General features: G+C 64.6%; 1 protein-coding gene. It reads left to right on the forward strand.

The annotated features are described in order from the left end of the window. Positions 1-334 precede the first annotated feature (334 nt). Entirely contained in the window at positions 335-21,508 is a 21,174-nt protein-coding gene (locus tag I9018_RS15745) for a non-ribosomal peptide synthase/polyketide synthase (RefSeq protein WP_277398109.1), read from the forward strand. Positions 21,509-21,554 lie beyond the last annotated feature (46 nt).

Raw genomic sequence — 21,554 nt, forward strand, 5'->3', positions numbered from 1 at the left:
CCGGAAGGCTCCCGCCTTGGCGCTTGGGTGTGGCCAATCTGGCAGGCATAAACCTTTAACCGTGGGAGCCGGGCAAGCCGGCTCCCGCATGTTTATCCGCTGGGCATCCCCATTGTCCCGGCTTCCCATGACATACACCTCAGTGCGGATGTTTTAGTTTTCCTGCCCTGTGGGGAGCCCTGTGGCGGGCATTCAACCCATCACTTTTTGAACCTGTCGGCGGCGGCGCCTCTGTCCATGGAAGGCATGCGCCGGCGTTCGATGCCCGGTTTTTCGGTTACACGCGAATTCGGGCTTTTTCGTCATTGTTTTCGAATCTTAAGCAGGGCACACCATGCACTTCAGCGAATTGATGGCAGTTCTTTCGACCCACCCGATCCATCTTCAACGTGAAGAGGATGACCTGATCATCCTGGGCGACGATGAGGGGCTCGATGACGGGGTGATCGACAGCCTGCGCAGGCACAAGGCGCAATTGCTTGAGTTGATCGCCCGCAACGGTGGCGACTGGCTGAGCCCGGCCTATCGCATTACCCCGCAGATGCTGCCATTGACGACGCTGGACCAGGCGACCATCGACCAGATTGTCGAGGCCGTGCCCGGTGGCCTGGCAAACGTGAAAGACATCTACCCACTGGCGCCGTTGCAGCAAGGCATGCTGTACCACCACTTGTCCGCCGAACAGGGTGACCCGTATCTGCTGCAATCGCAGTACGCGTTCGACAGCCGCGAGCGCCTGGAGCAATTCACCGAAGCCTTGCAGTACGTGATCAAGCGTCACGATATTCTGCGCACCACGGTGGTGTGGGAGAGCCTCGATGAACCGGTCCAGGTGGTGCTGCGCAAGGCCGCGCTGGTCAGTGAGGAAGTGCACCTGGACCCGCGCGACGGTGACGTGCTGACCCAACTGCAAGGTCGCTTCGATGCCCGTCATTATCGCCTGGACATTCGCCAGGCGCCGATGATGCGCATGGCTTTTGCGCTGGATTCAGCGAGTCAGCGTTGGGTGGCGGTGTTGATGTTTCACCATATGGCGCTGGACCATACCGCGATGGAGGTGGTGCAGCACGAAATGCAGGCCTTCCTGCTGGGGCAGGTCGAGCACCTCGGCGAGCCGGTGCCGTACCGTAACTACGTGGCCCAGGCTCTGCTGGGTGTGACGGAACAGCAGCATGAAGCGTTCTTTCGCGAGATGCTGGGCGACATCGACGAGCCGACCCTGCCTTTCGGCGCGCAGGATGTTCAGGGGGATGGTCACGGTATCGACGAAAGCCACCTGATGCTCGACAGCGGTTTGAGCAAGCGCCTGCGTGCCCAGGCGCGCCAGATAGGCGTGAGCGCCGCCAGCATGGTGCACCTGGCGCTGGCGCAAGTGCTGGGCAAGGTATCCGGACGCGAGGAAGTCGTCTTCGGTACGGTCCTGCTGGGTCGCATGCACGCGGGCGAGGGCTCTGACCGCGCCCTGGGCATGTTCATCAACACCTTGCCGCTGCGTGTCAGCGTCGGCGCGCAAAGCGTGCGCAGTGGCCTGAAGCTGACCCATCAGCGCCTGACCGCGCTGCTTGCGCATGAGCACGCCTCGCTGGCTCTGGCCCAGCGCTGCAGCGCCGTGGCCACGCCCACGCCGCTGTTCAGCGCGATGCTCAATTACCGCCACAGTGCCACCGGCGCTACCACCGAAGCGCAGGTCGCCTGGGCCGGCATGCAAGCGCTCGGGGCACAGGAGCGTACCAACTACCCCTTGACCGTCAACTTCGATGACCTGGGTGAGGATTTCCATATCACGGTACTCGCAGGCCCCGACATAGGCGCCGAGCGTGTCGCGCGCTACCTCAATGCCGCCTTGCAGAGCCAGGTCGATGCGCTGGAACACTCCCCGCAGGCGCCGCTGCAAACCCTGGGCATCCTGCCTGCAACCGAGCGCGAGCATCTGCTGCACGCCTGGAACAGCAACGAAACGGTGTATGCCGACAGCGCACTGATCCACAGCCAGGTCGAAGCCCGTGCGGCGGCGCGGCCTGACGCTGTCGCGGTGGTGTTTGATGACCAGCGCCTGAGCTACGGCGCGCTCAACCAGCGCGCCAACCAGGTCGCGCATCGCCTGCTGGCGTTGGGCGTGCGCCCGGATGATCGCGTAGCGATCTGCGTCGAGCGCGGTCTGGAAATGATCATTGGCCTGTTGGGTATTCTCAAGGCCGGTGCCGGTTACGTCCCCATCGATCCGGCCTACCCCCAGGAACGCATCAGCTACACCTTGCAAGACAGCGCGCCGGTGGCCGTGCTGGTGCAACAGGCCACCCACACCCGGGTGGCCGAATTGTCGGTGCCGGTGATCACGCTGGATGCGGGGGACTGCCAGGACGAATCAACCGGCAACCCCGAGGTCGCGGGCCTGACGCCGGCGAACCTGGCCTATGTGATCTACACCTCCGGTTCCACCGGATTGCCCAAGGGCGTGATGATCGAACACCGCAACGTGGCGCGCCTGTTCACCGCCACCGAGGACTGGTTCCACTTCAACGATCACGACGTATGGGCTTTGTTCCACTCGTTCGCCTTCGACTTCTCGGTCTGGGAAATCTGGGGCGCGCTGATGCACGGCGGGCAGTTGCTGGTGGTGCCGCAGCTGACCAGCCGCTCACCCGATGAATGCTATGCGCTGCTGTGCAGCGCCGGTGTAACCATTCTCAACCAGACCCCGAGCGCCTTCCGCGCACTGATCGTTGCCCAGGGCCAAAGCACCCTCAAGCACGCCCTGCGCCAGGTGATTTTTGGTGGCGAAGCACTGGAACCGGGGATTCTCAAGCCGTGGTACGCCCACACCGCCAATAGCGGTACGCAACTGGTGAACATGTACGGCATCACTGAAACCACAGTGCATGTGACTTATCGCGCCCTTGAAGCGGCGGATGCGCAGCTGGTGGGTGCCAGCCCGATTGGCGGGGGCATTCCGGACTTGCAGTTGTATGTGCTCGATGATCGGCGCGAACCCGTGCCGGTCGGGGTGGTGGGCGAGCTGTACGTCGGTGGCGCGGGCGTGGCCCGTGGTTACCTGAACCGCCCGGAACTCAATGCCGAGCGCTTTATCGACGACCCGTTCAGCGGCCGCCCTGGCGCTCGCCTGTACAAGACTGGCGATCTGGGCCGTCGCCTGGCAGACGGCAGCATCGACTACCTGGGGCGTAACGACGACCAGGTGAAAATTCGCGGTTTCCGGATTGAATTGGGCGAAATCCAAGCGCGCCTGGCAGCCTGTGACGGCGTGCGCGAAGCCGTGGTGATTGCCCGTGAAGACACGCCGGGGGACAAACGCCTGGTGGCCTATGTGATTGGTGATGAGGGCATGGCGCCGAACGCCGCCGACCTGCGGACCCAGTTGCTGGTGCATCTGGCCGAGTACATGGTGCCTGCTGCGTTTGTCATGCTCGACAGCTTCCCGTTGACCACCAACGGCAAGCTCGACCGCAAGGCCTTGCCGGCACCGGACGCCGACGCACTGGCGCGGCGTCAGTACGAAGCACCTCAAGGTGCGGTCGAAACTGCAATCGCGACGATCTGGCAGGACTTGCTCAATGTTGAGCAGGTTGGGCGCCAGGATCACTTTTTCGAGTTGGGTGGCCACTCGTTGCTGGCGGTCAAGTTGATCGAGCGCATGCGCCAGGTCGGGCTCGGTGCCGATGTGCGTGTGCTGTTCGGCCAGCCGACCCTCGCGGCCCTGGCCTCGGCTGTCGCCGGTGCGAGCAAGGACGTGGAGGTGCCCGCCAATCGTGTGCCCGAGGGTTGCGATCACATCACCCCGGACATGCTGCCCCTGGCGGACCTCGATCAGGACGCCATCGAGCGCATCGTGGCGACGGTGCCGGGCGGGGCGCGCAACGTCCAGGAAATCTACAGCCTGGCGCCCCTGCAAGAGGGCATCCTGTACCACCATTTGGCGGCCGCCCAGGGCGACCCCTATCTGCAATACGTGACCTTCAGCTTCACCAGCCGCGAGCGGCTGACACGTTTCGCCGACGCACTGCAAGGCGTGATTTCGCGACACGACATTCTGCGTACGGCGGTGGTCTGGGAGCGCCTGGACGAGCCGGTGCAAGTGGTCTGGCGCGAGGCACAGCTGGGCCTTGATGAAATCCCCCTGGATCCGGCCGCCGGTGATATCGCTGAACAACTGACCGCCTGCCTCAACCCGCGCCACCATCGCCTGGACATTCGCCAGGCCCCGCTGATGCGCATCGGCTACAGCGAGGACGCCCCCAACGAACGCTGGGTGGCCGTGTTGCTATTGCACCACCTGGTGGACGACGCCACCTCCCTGCGCATGCTGATCACCGAAGTCGAAGCCCATACCCGCGGTGAAGAAGCACAATTGCCGGCTTCGGTGCCGTATCGCAACTACGTGGCGCAGGCACGCCTGGGCGTGAGCCGCGAAGAACACGAAGCGTTCTTCAGTGAAATGCTGGGCGATATCGACGAGCCAACCCTGCCGTTTGGCCTGCAGGATGTGCAAGGCGATGGCCACGGGGTGGAAGAGGTGCTGCTGCAACTCGATGACACCCTCAACACGCGCCTGCGCAAGCAGGCTCGGCAGTTGGGCGTGACCCCGGCGAGCCTGTATCACCTGGCCTGGGCCCGGGTGCTGGGCGGTGTTTCCGGCCGCGATGACGTGGTGTTCGGTACGGTCTTGCTGGGGCGCCTGCAAGGCGGCGAAGGCGCCGACCGCGCCCTGGGGATGTTCATCAACACGCTGCCGTTGCGCATCAGCCTCAGTGAGGCGGGCGTACGCAGCCTGGTCAAAACGACCCATGCGCGCCTGACCGGTTTGCTCGGCCATGAGCACGCGTCGCTGGTGCTGGCGCAGCGCTGCAGCAAGGTGGCGCCCTCTACGCCGCTGTTCAGCTCGCTGCTCAACTACCGTCAGCTTGGCGGTGGGGATGTGTCCCAGGCCGCGCAGGCCGCCTGGGAAGGTATCGGCATCCTCGACAGCAAGGAACGCACCAACTACCCACTGACCCTGTCGGTCAACGACATGGGCGATGCCTTCAGCCTGTCGGTCATGGCCGACGGCACCATTGGTGCCGCACGCATCTGCGGCTATATGCAATGTGTGCTGGAAAACCTCGTGCAGGCGCTGGAACAGACGCCACAAGCCGCGCTGCCAAGCCTGGGCATGTTGCCGGCGCTTGAGCGTGAGCAACTGTTGCAACACTGGAACGCCACGGACAGCCTGTATGCCGATGCCGCGTTGATTCATCACCAGATCGAGCGCCAGGCGGCCGAACAGCCCGATGCCATCGCGGTGGTGTTTGAAGACAGTCACCTGAGCTACGCCGAGCTGAACACGCGCGCGAACAGGGTTGCGCACCGCCTGCTAAGCCTGGGCGTAAGCCCGGATGAGCGGGTGGCGATCTGCGTGGAGCGTGGGCTGGAAATGATCATCGGCTTGCTCGGCATCCTCAAGGCGGGTGCCGGTTACGTACCGATCGACCCTGCCTACCCGCAGGAACGCATCAGTTACACCCTGCAGGACAGTGCGCCGGTGGCGGTGCTGGTGCAGGCGGCGACACAGGCGCGGATTGCCGAACTTGCGGTGCCGGTGATTGACCTGGACGCGACGGACCTGCAACTGCAGCCGATGCAGAACCCGCAAGTGCCTGGCCTGACCTCGGCCAACCTGGCTTACGTGATCTACACCTCAGGCTCTACCGGCCTGCCCAAAGGTGTGATGATCGAGCACCGCAACGTGGCGCGGCTGTTCTCCGCCACCGAAGGGTGGTTCAACTTCAATGACAAGGACGTGTGGGCGCTGTTCCACTCGTTCGCCTTCGACTTCTCGGTCTGGGAAATCTGGGGCGCGCTGATCCACGGCGGGCAGTTGCTGGTAGTGCCGCAACTCACCAGCCGCTCGCCGGACGAGTGCTATGCGCTGCTGTGCAGTGCCGGTGTGACCATCCTCAACCAGACCCCGAGTGCCTTCCGTTCATTGATCGCCGCCCAGGGCCAGAGTGCCTTGAAGCATTCCCTGCGCCAGGTGATTTTCGGTGGCGAAGCCCTGGAACCGGGGATGCTCAAGCCTTGGTATGCGCGTGCGGCCAACGCCGGTACGCAACTGGTAAACATGTACGGCATCACCGAAACCACGGTGCATGTGACTTACCGCGCCCTTGAAGCGGCGGATGCGCAGTTGGTGGGGGCCAGCCCGATTGGCGGGCGTATTCCGGACTTGCAACTCTACGTGCTCGACAGCGCACGCGAACCGGTGCCGGTGGGCGTCGTGGGTGAGTTGTACGTCGGCGGTGCCGGGGTGGCACGTGGTTACTTGAACCGCCCGGAACTCAATGCCGAGCGCTTTATCGCCGACCCGTTCAGCGGGCGTGCCGATGCCCGCCTGTACAAGAGCGGTGACCTGGGCCGCTGGTTGCCCGATGGCAGCATCGACTACCTGGGACGCAATGACGACCAGGTGAAGATCCGTGGTTTCCGTATCGAACTCGGGGAAATCGAGGCGCACCTCGCGGCCTGTGACGGCGTGCGTGACGCGGTGGTGATTGCTCGCGAGGACCAGCCCGGCAACAAGCGCCTGGTGGCCTACGTCATCGCGGCCGATGGTGCCGAACTTGTGGCGGCCGACCTGCGCCAGCAGTTGCTGGTGTCCTTGGCCGATTACATGGTGCCCAGCGCATTCGTGATGCTTGAGCGCTTGCCGTTGACCACCAACGGCAAGCTTGATCGCAAAGCCTTGCCGGCGCCGGATGGCGAGGCCCTGGCGCGGCGCGAATACGAGCGTCCGGAGGGGGAGGTGGAGCAGACCCTCGCCGCGCTGTGGCAAGAGTTGCTGGGCGTGGAACGGGTGGGGCGGCACGACAACTTCTTCGAACTGGGCGGCCATTCGCTGCTGGCGGTGAAGTTGATCGAACGCATGCGCCAGCTCGAATTGAGCGCCGATGTGCGTGTCCTTTTTGGCCAGCCCACTTTGGCGGCCCTGGCGGCCGCCGTGGGCGGCCATGCGCAGCTGCAGGTGCCGGCCAACCTGATCGAGCCTGGCTGCGAACAGATCACTCCGGACCTGCTGCCCCTGGCCGAACTGGACCAAAGCAGCATCGATCGCATCGTCGCCAGCGTGCCCGGCGGCGTGCGCAATGTGCAGGATATCTACAGCCTCGCACCGCTGCAGGACGGTATGTTCTACCACCACCTGGCAGCGGATCAGGGTGATGCCTACCTGCTGCACATGCTGTTTTCGTTTACCGGGCCCGAACCGCTCAACCTGTTCGCCAAGGCCCTGCAAAGCGTGATCGACCGTCACGACATCCTGCGCAGCAGCATCGCCTGGGAAGGGCTCGTGGAGCCTGTGCAAGTGGTATGGCGCCAGGCTTCGCTGGGCCTGGAGCAAGTGGCCATCGACCCGACCGAGGGTGACGTACTGGCGCAACTGCACAGTCGGTTCGACCCGCGCCACTATCGCCTGGACATGACCCGTGCTCCGCTGATGCATTTGGCCTACACCGAGGACAGTGCCAACCAGCGCTGGGTCGGCATCCTTTTGTTCCACCACATGGTGCTCGACCATACCGCGCTGGAGGTGCTGATCGAGGAGGTCCAGGCCAGCCTCAAAGGCCAGAGCGCACAGTTGCCGCCGTCGATTCCGTATCGCGAGCATGTGGCGCAGTCGCGCCTGGGCGCCGATCGCCGGGCCCATGAAGCGTTCTTCGGAGAGATGCTGGGTGATATCGATGAACCGACCCTGGCGTTCGGCCTGCAGAATGTGCAGGGCGACGGCAGGGGGGTCGAGGAATCGCACCTGATGCTCGACAGCGTACTGGGCGGGCGGCTGCGTGAGCAGGCGCGGGTGCTTGGGGTCAGCGCCGCGAGCCTGATGCACCTGGCGTGGGGCCAGGTGCTGGCGCAGGTCAGTGGCCGTGAGGACGTGGTGTTCGGCACGGTGCTGCTGGGCCGCTTGCAAGGCGGTGAAGGGGCAGGGCGTGCGCTGGGCTTGTTCATCAACACATTGCCGTTGCGTGTCAGCATCGGCGCCCACGGGGCCCGCGAAGCAGTGCGTGCCACTCACACGCAACTGGCGCAACTGCTGGCCCACGAACATGCGTCCTTGTCGCTGGCCCAGCATTGCAGCGGCATGCCGGCGGCGCAGGCGTTGTTCAACACCTTGCTCAACTACCGCCACAGTGCGGCCGCGCCAGTCTCCACCGCAGACATTGCCGCCTGGGACGGCATTCAGGCGCTGAGCATGGAAGAGCGCACCAACTACCCGCTGGTGCTTAACGTCGATGACTTCGGCAGCGGCTTTCAACTCAATGCCCAGGCGCTGGTGGGGATTGGTGCACTGCGTGTGTGCGTCTATATGCAGGCGGCGCTGGCGCAATTGGTCGATGCCCTGGAACATGCGCCCGGTACACCGTTGCAGGACCTGTCGGTCTTGCCCGAGGCTGAGCGCCAGGAACTGCTGGAAGCCTTCAACGACAGCGAGCGTCCGTTCCCGCAGACCTCGACCGTGCACGCGTTGTTCGAGGCTCAGGTACGCATCCGTCCGGACGCTGTAGCGGTGGTTCACGCTGAACAGTCGCTGAGCTATGCGCAATTGAACCGGCGCGCCAACCGCCTGGCCCACCACCTGATCGGCCTGGGCGTGCAGGCGGGTGACAGTGTCGCCATCCTGCTGGAGCGTTCCGTAGACTTGCTGGCCAGCCAACTGGCAATCAGCAAGGCAGCCGCGGTGTATGTGCCGCTGGATGTCAACGCTCCCGCCGACCGTCAAACCTTCATGCGCCAGGACAGCGGCGCGCGATGGCTGCTCACCACCAGCGCCCATCAAGCCCCCGAAGGCGGCGAGCGCCTGGACCTGGACAGCCTCGACCTGAGCGATGCTCCGGTCCACGACCCGGCCATTGAACAGTCTGCCGAGTCGGTCGCCTACATCATGTACACCTCCGGTTCCACCGGCGTGCCCAAGGGCGTGCTGGTGCCGCATCGGGGCATCACGCGGCTGGTGATCAACGGTGGTTATGCCGATTTCAATACCCATGACCGTATTGCCTTTGCCTCCAACCCGGCGTTCGACGCCAGCACCATGGACGTCTGGGGCGCCTTGCTCAATGGCGGCCAAGTGGTGGTGATCGACCACGACACGCTGCTTGACCCACTGCGTTTTGGCGCCGTATTGAGCGAATCGGCGGTCACGATCCTGTTCACCACCACGGCGCTGTTCAACCAGTACGTACAGCTGATTCCCGACGCCCTCAAGGGCTTGCGCATGCTGCTGTGTGGCGGCGAACGCGCGGACCCGGCGGCGTTCCGCAGCCTGCTTGAGCATGCGCCCAAGCTGCGTCTGGTGCATTGCTACGGCCCGACCGAAAGCACCACCTACGCCACCACCTTTGAAGTGCGTGCGCTGGCCGACGATGCCGAGAGCGTGCCGATCGGCGGGCCGATTTCCAATACGCGCATTTACCTGCTCGACCAACGCCAGCAGCCGGTACCGTTGGGCGTTGTCGGGGAGATCTACATTGGCGGCAAAGGCGTCGCCAAGGGTTACCTGAACCGGCCCGAGCTGAGCGCCGAGAAATTTATTCTGGACCCGTTCAGCCACGAGCCGGGCGCGTTGATGTACCGCACGGGCGACCTTGGCCGCTGGTTGGCCAAGGGCGAACTGGATTGCCTGGGCCGTAATGACGACCAAGTGAAGATCCGTGGTTTCCGCATTGAACTCGGGGAGATCGAAAACCGCCTCGGCGAACACCCGCAGATCAACGAGGTCGTGGTGCTGGCCCGTGAGGACGAGCCGGGCAGCAAGCGCCTGGTGGCCTACTTCACCGAGCACCAGGCGTTGGACATCCAGGCCCTGCGCACCTGGCTGCAAGAGCAGCTGCCGGAGTACATGGTGCCGCGTGCCTATGTGCGCCTCGACAGCCTGCCGTTGACCAATAACGGCAAGGTGGACCGCAAAGCGCTGCCGATCCCGGATCAGGAAGCCTTGCTCAGCCGTGGCTATGAAGCGCCGCAGGGCGAGGTGGAAGTGGCGCTGGCGCAGATCTGGAGCCAATTGCTCAAGGTCGAGCAGGTCGGGCGTGAAGATCACTTCTTCGAGCTGGGCGGGCATTCGTTGTTGGCCATGCGTTTGATTTCCCAGGTGCGTGTGCACCTGGGGGTGGAACTGGACCTTGCAGCGCTGTTTGCCCACCCGCAACTCTCGGCCCTCGCCCAGGCGGTGGCCAAGGCGGGGCGCAGCAGCCTGCCGCCGATCGTGCCGGTGTCCCGTGAAGAGGCGCTGCCACTGTCGTTTGCCCAGCAGCGCCTGTGGTTCCTGGCGCAGATGGACAATGTCGGCGCCGCCTACAACATGCCGATTGGCCTGGGCCTGCGTGGCGCCCTTGATGCGCTGGCGCTGGAGCGCGCCCTGGCGCAGATCGTCAGCCGGCATGAAGTGCTGCGCAGTGTGTTTGTGGTCGATAACGATGAGCCGCAGTTGGTCATCACCCCGGTCGAAGGCGCCTTTGTGCTTGAGCACAACGACCTGCGCGAGCTGGCCGATGCAGCGCAGCAGTTGCAGGCTTTGACCGAGCACGAGGCGCTGGCCCCGTTTGACCTGGTCAACGGGCCGTTGCTGCGTGCGCGCCTGGTGCGCATGGGTGACGAACACCACGTGCTGCTGTTGACCCTGCACCACATCGCTTCTGACGGGTGGTCGATGGGCGTGCTGACCCGCGAGCTGATGGCGCTGTATGGCGCCTTCAGCCAGGGCCTGGCCGACCCGTTGCCGCCGCTGGCCCTGCAATACGCCGACTTCGCCGTGTGGCAGCGCCGCTGGTTGAGTGGCGAGGTGTTGCAACAGCAAAACCTGTATTGGCAACAGGCTCTGGCCGGTGCTCCGGCCATGTTGACGTTGCCCACTGACCGCCCGCGTCCCGCGCAGCAGGACTTCGCCGGTGCGGTGCTGAACCTGCAACTGGATACCGAGCTGACCCAGGGCCTCAAGACCCTCAGCCAACGCCATGGCACCACGCTGTACATGACGCTGCTGGCGGCCTGGGGCGCGTTGCTCAGCCGTCTGGCCGGGCAGGATGAAGTGGTGATCGGTTCACCGGTGGCCAACCGCAACCGTGTCGAGGTCGAAGGCCTGATCGGTCTGTTCGTCAACACCCTGGCCGTGCGTATCGACGCCTCGGGTGAGCCGACCGTGCAAACCCTGCTGGCGCGGGTCAAGGCCCAGACGCTGGGCGCGCAGGCCCATCAGGACCTGCCGTTCGAACAGGTGGTGGATATCATCAAACCTGTGCGCAGCATGGCCTACAGCCCGATCTTCCAGACCATGCTGACGTGGCAGAACAACGAAAGTGTGGCACCGGTACTCGGTGACCTGGTGCTGGAAGGCAGCGGCCAGATCAACAGCGCGGCGAAATTCGACCTGTCGCTGGAGCTGTGCGAGGCCCAGGGCCATATCATCGGCTCCCTGAGCTACGCCACGGCGTTGTTTGATGCACCGACCCTGACCCGTCACCTCGGCTACCTTGAGCGCATGTTGCGCGCCATGGTCGCCGACGATCAGGCGCTGCTAGCCCGTGTGCCACTGCTCGATGATGACGAGCGCCAACAGCAGCTGGCCGGCCTTGGCGGCCTGCGCACTGCATTGCCGGGCGCCACGGTGCACAGCCTGTTCGAGGCTCAGGCACTGCGCACACCGGATGCCCGTGCCGTGCAGGCCGGCAACGGTTCACTGACCTACCGCGAGCTAAACGAGCGTGCCAACCGGCTGGCCCACCACTTGCGCGAGCTTGGCGTACAGCCCGATGCCCGCGTGGCGATCTGTGTGGAGCGCAGCGCCGAGCTGATTGTCGGCTTGCTGGCGATTCTCAAGGCCGGCGGCGCCTATGTGCCGATCGACCCGAACTACCCGCTGGAGCGCATTCACTACATGTTGCACGACAGCGCCCCGGCGGCGCTGCTGGTGCACAGTGCCACCGCGCACCTGGCCGGCGAACCGGGCATGCCGGTGGTCGACCTCGACCGTGATGACGCGTACACCCCGAACCTGCATAACCCGCAGGTGGCCGAACTGACGGCCACACACTTGACCTATGTGATCTACACCTCAGGCTCCACCGGCCAGCCCAAGGGCGTCATGGTCGAGCATCAGGGCGTGCTCAACATGCTTGGCTGGTACCTTGACGACGTGGGTCTTAATGCCAGCGATGCAGTGTTGCTGCTGACCTCCCACAGCTTTGACCTGACCCAGAAAAACATCTTCGCCAGCCTGGCCGTGGGGGCCACCTTGCACCTGGCGGACAGCCCGTTTGATCCTTCGAGCATCGTGCGCCAGATCAGCGACCAGGCGATCACCCACATCAACCTGGCTCCCAGCGCGTTTTATGCGCTGATCGACGCCGACCAGCAGTCCGCCCTGAGCCAGCTGCGCCGCGTGGTGCTGGGTGGCGAGCCGATCAAGCTGTCGCAATTGGAAAAACTGCAGGTGCCGCGCCCGCAATTCATCAACAGTTATGGCCCGACCGAATGCAGCGACGTGGTTGCCTGGCATGCGGTCGACGCTGACCTGGACAGCTACGGTGCCACAGATATTCCGCTAGGCCGGCCATTGCGCAACCTCACGCTCTACGTGCTGGACGCCTACGGGCAACTGGTGCCGACCGGCAGCGTGGGTGAGCTCTACATCGGCGGCGCCGGCGTGGCCCGTGGTTACCTCAACCGTGAAGCACTGACTGCCGAACGCTTCCTCGACGATCCGTTCACGCCGGGCGGGCGCATGTACCGAACCGGTGACCTGGCGCGTTACCGCGCCGACGGCACGCTCGACTACTTGGGCCGCAACGACGACCAGGTCAAGATCCGTGGCCTGCGCATCGAGCTGGGCGAAATCGAAGCGCTGCTCGCGGCCCACCCGGAAGTCACCGAGGCTGCGGTACTGGTACGTGATGAGCGGCTGGTGGCCTACTTCACCGGCCTTACGCCGCAGATCGAAGAGCTGCGCGCCTACCTGCAAAGCGCACTGCCGGAGTACATGGTGCCATCGGCCTATGTGCAACTTGAGGCATTGCCCCTGAACCCTAACGGCAAGCTGGATCGCAAGGCCTTGCCGGCGCCGGGCCTCGATGCAGTGGTCAGCGGTGTGTATGAAGCGCCCGAGGGCGAGATTGAAGCGACCCTGGCGCATATCTGGCAGGACCTGCTGGGGCTGGAGCAGATTAGCCGGCAAGGGCATTTCTTTGATTTGGGCGGTCATTCGCTGTTGGCGATGCGCCTGATTTCCCAGGTGCGCCAGCGCCTGGGTGTGGAACTGGCCCTGGCCGATCTGTTTGCCCACCCGCAACTGGCCGCATTGGCCCAGGTGCTGGCACAGGCGTCCCGCAGTACCTTGCCGGCGATTTTGCCGGTATCGCGCGACCAGGATTTGCCGCTGTCGTTTGCCCAGCAGCGCTTGTGGTTCCTGGCGCAGATGGAAGGTGCCAGCACCGCCTACAACATGCCGATTGCCCTCAGGCTGCGCGGTCACCTGGATGCCGACGCGCTGGAACGCGCGCTCACGGCCATCGTGGCGCGCCACGAAGCCCTGCGCAGTCGTTTCGTGCAGCACAACAGCGAGGCGCTGGTGCGTATCGACCCGGCCGAGCGGGCCTTTGCGCTGCGGCGTCTGGACGTCGACAGCGAGGCCGCTGTGCAAGCGCACATCAGCGCCGACGCGCTGCAACCGTTCGACCTGGAACAGGGGCCGCTGATTCGTGCACAGCTGTTGCAGCGTGCCGACGACCATCACGTGCTGTTGTTGACCATGCACCACATCGTCTCCGATGGCTGGTCGATGGGCGTGCTGACCCGTGAACTGATGGCGCTGTACGAGGCCTTCCGCCACGGCCAGCCGGACCCGCTGCCGCCGCTGGCCCTGCAGTACGGCGATTTTGCCGTGTGGCAGCGCCGCTGGTTGAGTGGCGAGGTGTTGCAGCAACAGAGCCAGTACTGGCAGCAAGCGCTGGCGGATGCACCCGCCTTGCTGATGCTGCCCACCGACCGTCCACGCCCGGCGCGCCAGGACTACAGCGGCGCGACCTTGACCCTGTTGCTCGACGTCGACCTTACCGCCGGGCTCAAGGCCTTGAGTCAACGCCACGGCACCACGCTGTACATGACCATGATGGCCGCGTGGGGCGCGTTGCTCTGCCGTCTGTCCGGCCAGGATGAGGTGGTGATCGGTTCGCCGGCCGCCAACCGCATGCGAGCCGAAGTTGAAGGCCTGATCGGCCTGTTCGTCAACACCCTCGCCGTGCGTATTGGTGCGGGCGAGGACCTGACCGTCGCCGCTTTGCTGGCGCATGCCAGGGACCGCACGCTGGCAGCGCAAGCCCATCAGGACTTGCCGTTCGAGCAAGTGGTGGAAGTGGTCAAGCCGGCGCGCAGCCTGGCCCATAGCCCGGTGTTCCAGACCCTGCTGACCTGGCAGAACAGCGACGGCCCAAGCCTGGTGATGGGTGACCTGCAGTTCGAAGCGGTCGGCGAGACCAGCAACTTCGCCAAATTCGACCTGTCCCTGGACCTGGGGGAAGTGCAAGGCCACATCGCCGGTAACCTGGAGTACGCCACGGCGCTGTTTGATGAATCCACCCTGCAACGGTACCTGGGGTATTTCAAGCGACTGCTGCACGCGATGGTCGCCGATGACCAGGCGCAGTTGGCGCATATCGCGCTGGTGGATGAGGAGGAGCGCGATTACCTGCTGCACGCACTCAACAAAACCGAAGTCGCTTACCCGCACGAGGCCACTATTCACCAGTTGTTTGAAGCCCAGGTCGAGGCCACGCCGCAGGCCATCGCGGTGGCGTTCGAAGCTGGGCGCATCAGTTATGCCGAGCTCAACCGCCGGGCCAACCGCCTGGCGCATCACCTGATCGGCCTGGGCATTGGCCCGGACGAGCGCGTGGCGATCTGCGCCGAGCGCGGCGATGAGGTGCTGGTGGGCCTGCTCGGGGTGCTCAAGGCCGGCGCTGCTTATGTGCCGCTGGACCCCAATTACCCGCCGGAGCGCCTGGCTTACATGATCGCCGACAGTACACCTTCGGCGGTGCTGACCCAGCGTCCGTTGCAGGACCGTCTGCCGGCCCTGGCGATCCCGAGTGTGTTGCTGGATGAACCGGTCGAGGGTGCCGACCACAACCCGGTGGTGCCGGGCCTCAATGCCCGTCACCTGGCGTATGTGATCTACACCTCCGGCTCCACCGGCAACCCCAAAGGGGTGATGATCGAGCACCGCGGGCTGGTCAACTACAGCCTCGACGCCGCGCGCCTGTTCGGCTTGACGCCGCAGGACACCGTGTTGCAACAGAACACGCTGAACTTCGACCTGTCGGTGGAGGAGATCTTCCCGGCCCTGTTGGCGGGCGCGACCCTGGCGCCAAGCCGCCATGTGTTCGGCACCGAAGCCGCGCGCGACCCGGCCATTACGCCGACCTTCCTGCACCTGACGGCCGCTCACTGGCACACCCTGGCCGCTGAATGGCATCACGATCCGCAGCAGGCCCAGGCCCATCTGCGTGATGTGCGCTTGATCAACGTGACGGGGGATGCGTTGTCGGCGCAAAAACTCAAGCTCTGGGACGAGGCGCGCCCGGCCCATGTACGGCTGATCAACACCTACGGCCCGACCGAAGCGACGGTGTCCTGCACCACTGCTTACGTGAGTTACACCGGCGACATCAATGGCAACACCACCATCGGCAAACCGATGGCCAACACCCGTATCTACCTGCTCGACAGCCGGCAGCAGCCGGTGCCATTGGGTGTGGCGGGGGAGATTTTCATTGGTGGCGACGGCGTGGCACGCGGTTATCTGAACCTTGAACAGATCAGCACCGAGCGCTTTATTGCCGACCCGTTCAGCCCGGTACCGGGTGCGCGGATGTACAAGACCGGTGACTTGGCACGTTACCTGGCGGATGGCTCGATCGAGTACCTGGGCCGTAATGACTTCCAGGTCAAGGTGCGTGGTTTCCGCATCGAGCTGGGCGAAATCGAATCGCGCCTGGGCAACTGCGCCGGCGTCAAGGAAGTTGCAGTGATTGCACGCGAAGACCGCCCCGGCGAGAAACGCCTGGTGGCCTACGTGGTGCCGCATGCCGGGGTCGAGCTGAGCGCCGCCGGATTGCGCAGCTACCTGGCGCCGTTGCTGGCGGAATACATGATTCCGTCAGCCTTCGTCACCCTGCAAGCGCTGCCGCTCACGCCGAACCGCAAACTGGACCGCAAAGCCTTGCCGGCCCCGGATCAGTCGGCGGTGGCGAGCCGTGATTACCAGGCACCGCAAGGGCGTATCGAACGCCGCCTGGCGCTGGTCTGGGAGCAAGTGCTGCAGCTGGAACAAGTGGGTCGGCATGACAACTTCTTCGAGCTCGGCGGCCATTCGTTGCTGGCGGTCAAGCTGGTGGAGCGCATGCGCCAGGAAGACCTGCGGGTCGACGTCGGTGCCTTGTTTACCCATCCGACCCTTGCCGGGTTGGCCAAAGTCGTCGGCAGCAGCCGCGCGCTGGTGATTCCGGCCAATGCCATTGAAGCTGATTGCCCACGCATCACGCCTGAGTTGCTGCCGCTGGCCAGCCTCAGCCAGGACGAGATCGACAGCATCGTTGCCAGCGTGCCGGGCCAACTGGCCAACGTACAGGACATCTACGGCATGACGCCGTTGCAGGAAGGCATCCTGTATCACCACCTGTTGGCGGATGAGGGCGATTTGTACCTGGAGCAGGCGTCGTTCAGTTTCGACAGCCGCGAGCGCCTCGATGCCTTTACCCAAGCCCTGCAAGGCGTGGTCGAGCGTAACGACATCCTGCGCTCCACCATGCGCTGGGAAGGCTTGGGCGAGCCGGTGCAGGTGGTGTTGCGCCACGTGCCGTTTGCCCTGGAAGAGTTGAACCTGGACGGCGAAGGCGATGCCGGTGCGCAACTGCGTGAGCGTTTCAACCCGCAGCATTTCCGCATGGACCTGCGCGACGCGCCGCTGATGCGCCTGGTGGGTGCCTATGACGCTGGGCAACAGCAGTGGTGTGCGCTGCTGATGTTCCACCACATGCTGTTCGATCACGTCGCCATGGATCTCTTGCAGTACGAGTTGCAGGCGTTCCTCACCGGTCAGCAAGACCGCTTGAGCGCGCCCGTGCCGTACCGCAACTATGTGGCCCAGGCGCGCCTGGGCCTGACGGAGCAGGAGCATGAAGCGTTTTTCAGCGCGATGCTGGCAGACATCGACGAGCCGACCTTGCCGTTTGGCCTGCACGATGTGCAAGCCGGCGGCACGCTGGAAGCGGCGCAACTGCTTGTGGACGAGGACCTTGGCCAGCGTCTGCGCAGCGCCGCACGGCAACTGGGCGTCAGCGCCGCGAGCCTGATGCATGTGGCTTGGGCGCAAGTACTGGCGCATGTCTGCGGCCAGGATGAGGTGGTGTTCGGCACGGTGCTGATGGGAGGGCTGCAGGGCGGTGAACGCGCCTTGGGGCTGTTCCTCAACACCTTGCCGTTGCGCGTCAGCGTGGGCGCCGAGGGTGCACAGGCCGGGGTCAAGGCCACCCATGCGCGCTTGAGCACGTTGCTCGGTCATGAACACGCGTCTCTGGCCCTGGCCCAGCGTTGCAGCGGTGTTGCCGCCCCGGCACCGTTGTTCAGTGCCTTGCTCAACTACCGTCACAGTGCAGGTGCCGCCTCCAGTGAAGACATCGCGGTATGGACCGGCATCCACGCGCTGGGCGGTGAAGAACGCAGCAACTACCCACTGTCGCTGGACGTCGACGACTTTGGCCAGGCCTTCGCCCTGACCGTTCAGGTCAGCCCGGAAGTTGGCGCACAACGGGTCTGCGGCTATATGCACGGCGCACTCGACAGCCTGGTGGATGCCCTGGAACGTACTCCGGACGCGTCGCTGAGCAGCCTGGAGATCCTGCCGCTGGCCGAACGTCAGCAGGTACTGCTGGACTTTAACCAGACTCATACCGACGAAGCCCAGGATCAACTGATCCATGGCCTGTTCGAGGCCCAGGTACTGCGTACCCCCGGCGCGATCGCGCTGGAGTTCGACGGCCAGGCGCTGAGCTACGCCGAACTGAATGCCCAGGCCAACCAGTTGGCCCATCATTTGATTGCCCTCGGCGTGCAGCCTGACGACCGTGTCGCTATCGCGCTGGAGCGCGGGATGCAGATGGTGGTGGCCTTGCTCGCCACCCTCAAATCCGGTGCTGCGTACGTACCGCTCGACCCGGCTTACCCGCCGCAACGCCTGGCTTTCATGCTCGGCGACAGTGCGCCACGGGTGTTGCTCAGCGAGTACGCAGTGCTGCCGCTGCTCGGCACGCTGCCACAGGCCATGCAGGTGGTGACCTTGAACAGCGCGCTGCAACCCTGGCGCGAGCTGGGCACGCACAACCCGCAGCCTGCGCAACTGGGGCTAGTCAGCGAACACCTGGCCTATGTGCTCTATACCTCCGGTTCGACCGGCACGCCGAAGGGCGTGATGATCGAGCATGCCGGCCTGTGCAATGAGATCCAGGCGATTCGTGGCTTGACCGGCTTGGGGGCGGGGGATCGTGCGCTGCAATTTGCGACCATCAACTTCGACGCGTCCATCGAAGAGATTTTTGGCGCGCTGACTTGCGGCGCCACCCTGGTACTGCGCAGTGCCGACTGGTTGACCGATGCCGCGCACTTCTGGAGCCTGGCGGCGCAGGCACGGCTGTCGGTGATCAGCTTGCCGACTCGCTTCTGGCAGGGCCTGGCGGACGATCACAGCACTGTCATTCCGGCGTCTGTGCGGGTCATTGTGGTGGGGGGCGAAGAACTGAGCCCGGAGGCGGTGCAGCATTGGTTCCTGCGCAGCGGCCACACGCCGCGCTTGCTCAATACCTATGGCCCGACTGAAGCGACGATCATTGCGACCGCCAATGAAGTGTTTGCCGCCAACCCGCATCCTCGGGCCATTGGGCGTCCGATCGCCAACACCCGAGTGTATGTGTTGGACACCCATGGGCATCCGACGGGCCTGGGGGTGGCCGGTGAGATTCACCTGGCCGGTATCGGGATCGCCCGCGGGTACCTCAACCAGCCGCAACTGAGCAGTGAGCGCTTCCTGGCCGACCCGTTCAGCGACAGCCCGGGCCGTCTGTACAAGACCGGCGACCTGGGTCGCTGGTTGCCGGACGGCACCCTGGAATACCTGGGGCGTAACGACGATCAGGTGAAAATCCGTGGTTTCCGTATCGAATTGGGCGAAGTCGAAAGCGCGCTGTTGGCCTGTGAAGGCGTACGGGAGGCCGTGGTCATGGCTCGCGACGACAGTGAAGGGCAGGTCGCCGGCAAGCAATTGGTGGCTTACCTGTGCGGTTCGACGGGCTCAATCGAGCAACTGCGTGAAGAACTGCTGAGCCACTTGCCGCAGTACATGCTGCCGAGCGCGTATGTCCAGCTGGACAGCTTGCCGGTGACACCGAACGGCAAACTCGACCGCAAGGCGTTGCCGGCGCCTGAGCAGGCGGTGCTCAGCCGCGACTATGCAGCGCCGGTCGGGGCACTGGAAGAACGCCTGGCGGGCCACTGGGCCCACGTGTTGAAGCTGGCAAGGGTAGGGCGCCACGACAGCTTCTTTGAAATGGGCGGGCATTCGCTGCTGGCGATTCGCCTGGTCAGCCTGCTGACCCAGGACGGCCTGCCGGTCACCCTGGCGCAGTTGTTCCAGCACGCCAGCGTCGCGTCGATGGCCGCGCTGCTGCGCATGCGCAGCGACGCGCCGGCACTCGAGCAAGGCCTGGTCACGGTACGTGCCGGCGGCACCCAGGCGCCATTGTTTCTGGTGCATGAGTTCAGCGGGCTGAATGTGTATTTCCCGGCGCTGGCCCGGCATGTGGATGCGGACATTCCGGTCTACGGCCTGGAAGGCGTGGCCTGGGGCGAGCCGCAGTTGCGGACCCTGGAATGCATGGCCGCCCGGCACATCGACATGATGCGCAGCGTGCAGCCCCACGGCCCCTACCGTTTGGCCGGCTGGTCGTTCGGCGGGTTGCTGGCGTATGAAATCGCCGCGCAGCTGATCGGCATGGACGAGGAGGTGAGTTTCCTCGGCCTGTTGGACACCCACGTGCCGCGTCTGGTCGATCAAGGCAAGGCGCGCTGGTCGGTGGCCCATGCCCACAGCCTGCACCTGCTCGAACAGTGCCGCGCCTTCTGCCAGGCTCAACGGCCGGTGGATGGACAGGCGCTGGCCACCCTCACGCAGTTGGAGGGTGACGCGGCACAGATGGACTTTGACACCCTGTGGCAACGCTGCTGCGACGCCGGCTTGCTGCAACCGCAGCTGGCGGCGCTGTCCCGCGACGCCTTGTGGGCCTACCTGGACCGTGAAGTCGCCCATGGCCATGGGCAAGCCCATTACAGCTTGTTGCCGCTGACCATGCCGGTGCATTTGTTCACGGCCGAAGAACGCATGGATGAGGCTTCGCGCAGCAGTGACACGCTGGGTTGGGATGAGGTTCTGCCGACGGCCCTGCTGCAGCGTATCAGGGTGCCAGGCGACCACCAGAGCATGATGCAGGCGCCGCACATCGCGGCGTTGGGCCAGGCCATCGGCGATGCCTTGAATGCCTTGCCGGCAACATCGGCCAACACACCCTACCAACCGGTGCTGACGATCCAGAGCGGGCAGGCCGGGCAGGCACCGATCTTCTGCATACCGGGGGCCGGCGATAGCGTCACAGGGTTTATCGGCCTGAGTGATGCGTTCGGGCCGGCCTGGCCGATCCATGGCCTGCAACCCCGCGGGCTGGACGCCAAGGCGTTGCCCCACAGCCGCGTGGAAACGGCGGCGCAGGCCTATCTGCAGGCACTGGAACAGCAATGCCCGCATGGGCCGGTGCATCTGCTGGGGCATTCTTTTGGTGGCTGGGTAGCCTTCGAGATGGCTCTGCGCCTGCAGGCCCAGGGGCGCGAAGTGTTGTCGCTGACCCTGATCGACAGTGAATCACCGGGCAGTTCGGGCGTGGTCGGCAAGCCGTACACGGCAACCGGCGTGCTACTGCGCCTGATCGAAACCCTGCAGCTGGCGGCTGGAAAACCGTTCGGGATTGATCAGCAGGCCTTTGTTGATCTGGATGAATCGGCACAACTGGCAACCTTGCACGCCGCCATGGTGCGCGTCGGCATGCTTTCGGCGCGCTCCACACCTGATGTGATGCAAGGGCCGGCGCGTGCCTTTGGTGCTGCGCTGCGCACGGTCTACCAGCCGCGCCAGCGCTACAACGGTCCGGTGCGCCTGGTGTTGGCCGATGATCCGACGCTGGATGCACAGGGCAATCAACGTGAGCAGACCAGCATGATCGAGGGCTGGAGCCGACACACGGATCACCTGCAGACCTGGTACGGGCCAGGCAACCATTTCACCCTGCTCAAGGCGCCGCACGTCTACAGCCTGGCGTCCTGGTGGCACGACGGCCTGATCGTGCCGCCCGGCAAGGTGACCTCATGACGCGTGATACAGGGGGAGCCGGCACGGGCGCTTGCGCCCCTACCTG

The sequence above is a fragment of the Pseudomonas sp. MPFS genome (assembly GCF_022537035.1).
GTDB classification, from domain to species: domain Bacteria; phylum Pseudomonadota; class Gammaproteobacteria; order Pseudomonadales; family Pseudomonadaceae; genus Aquipseudomonas; species Aquipseudomonas sessilinigenes.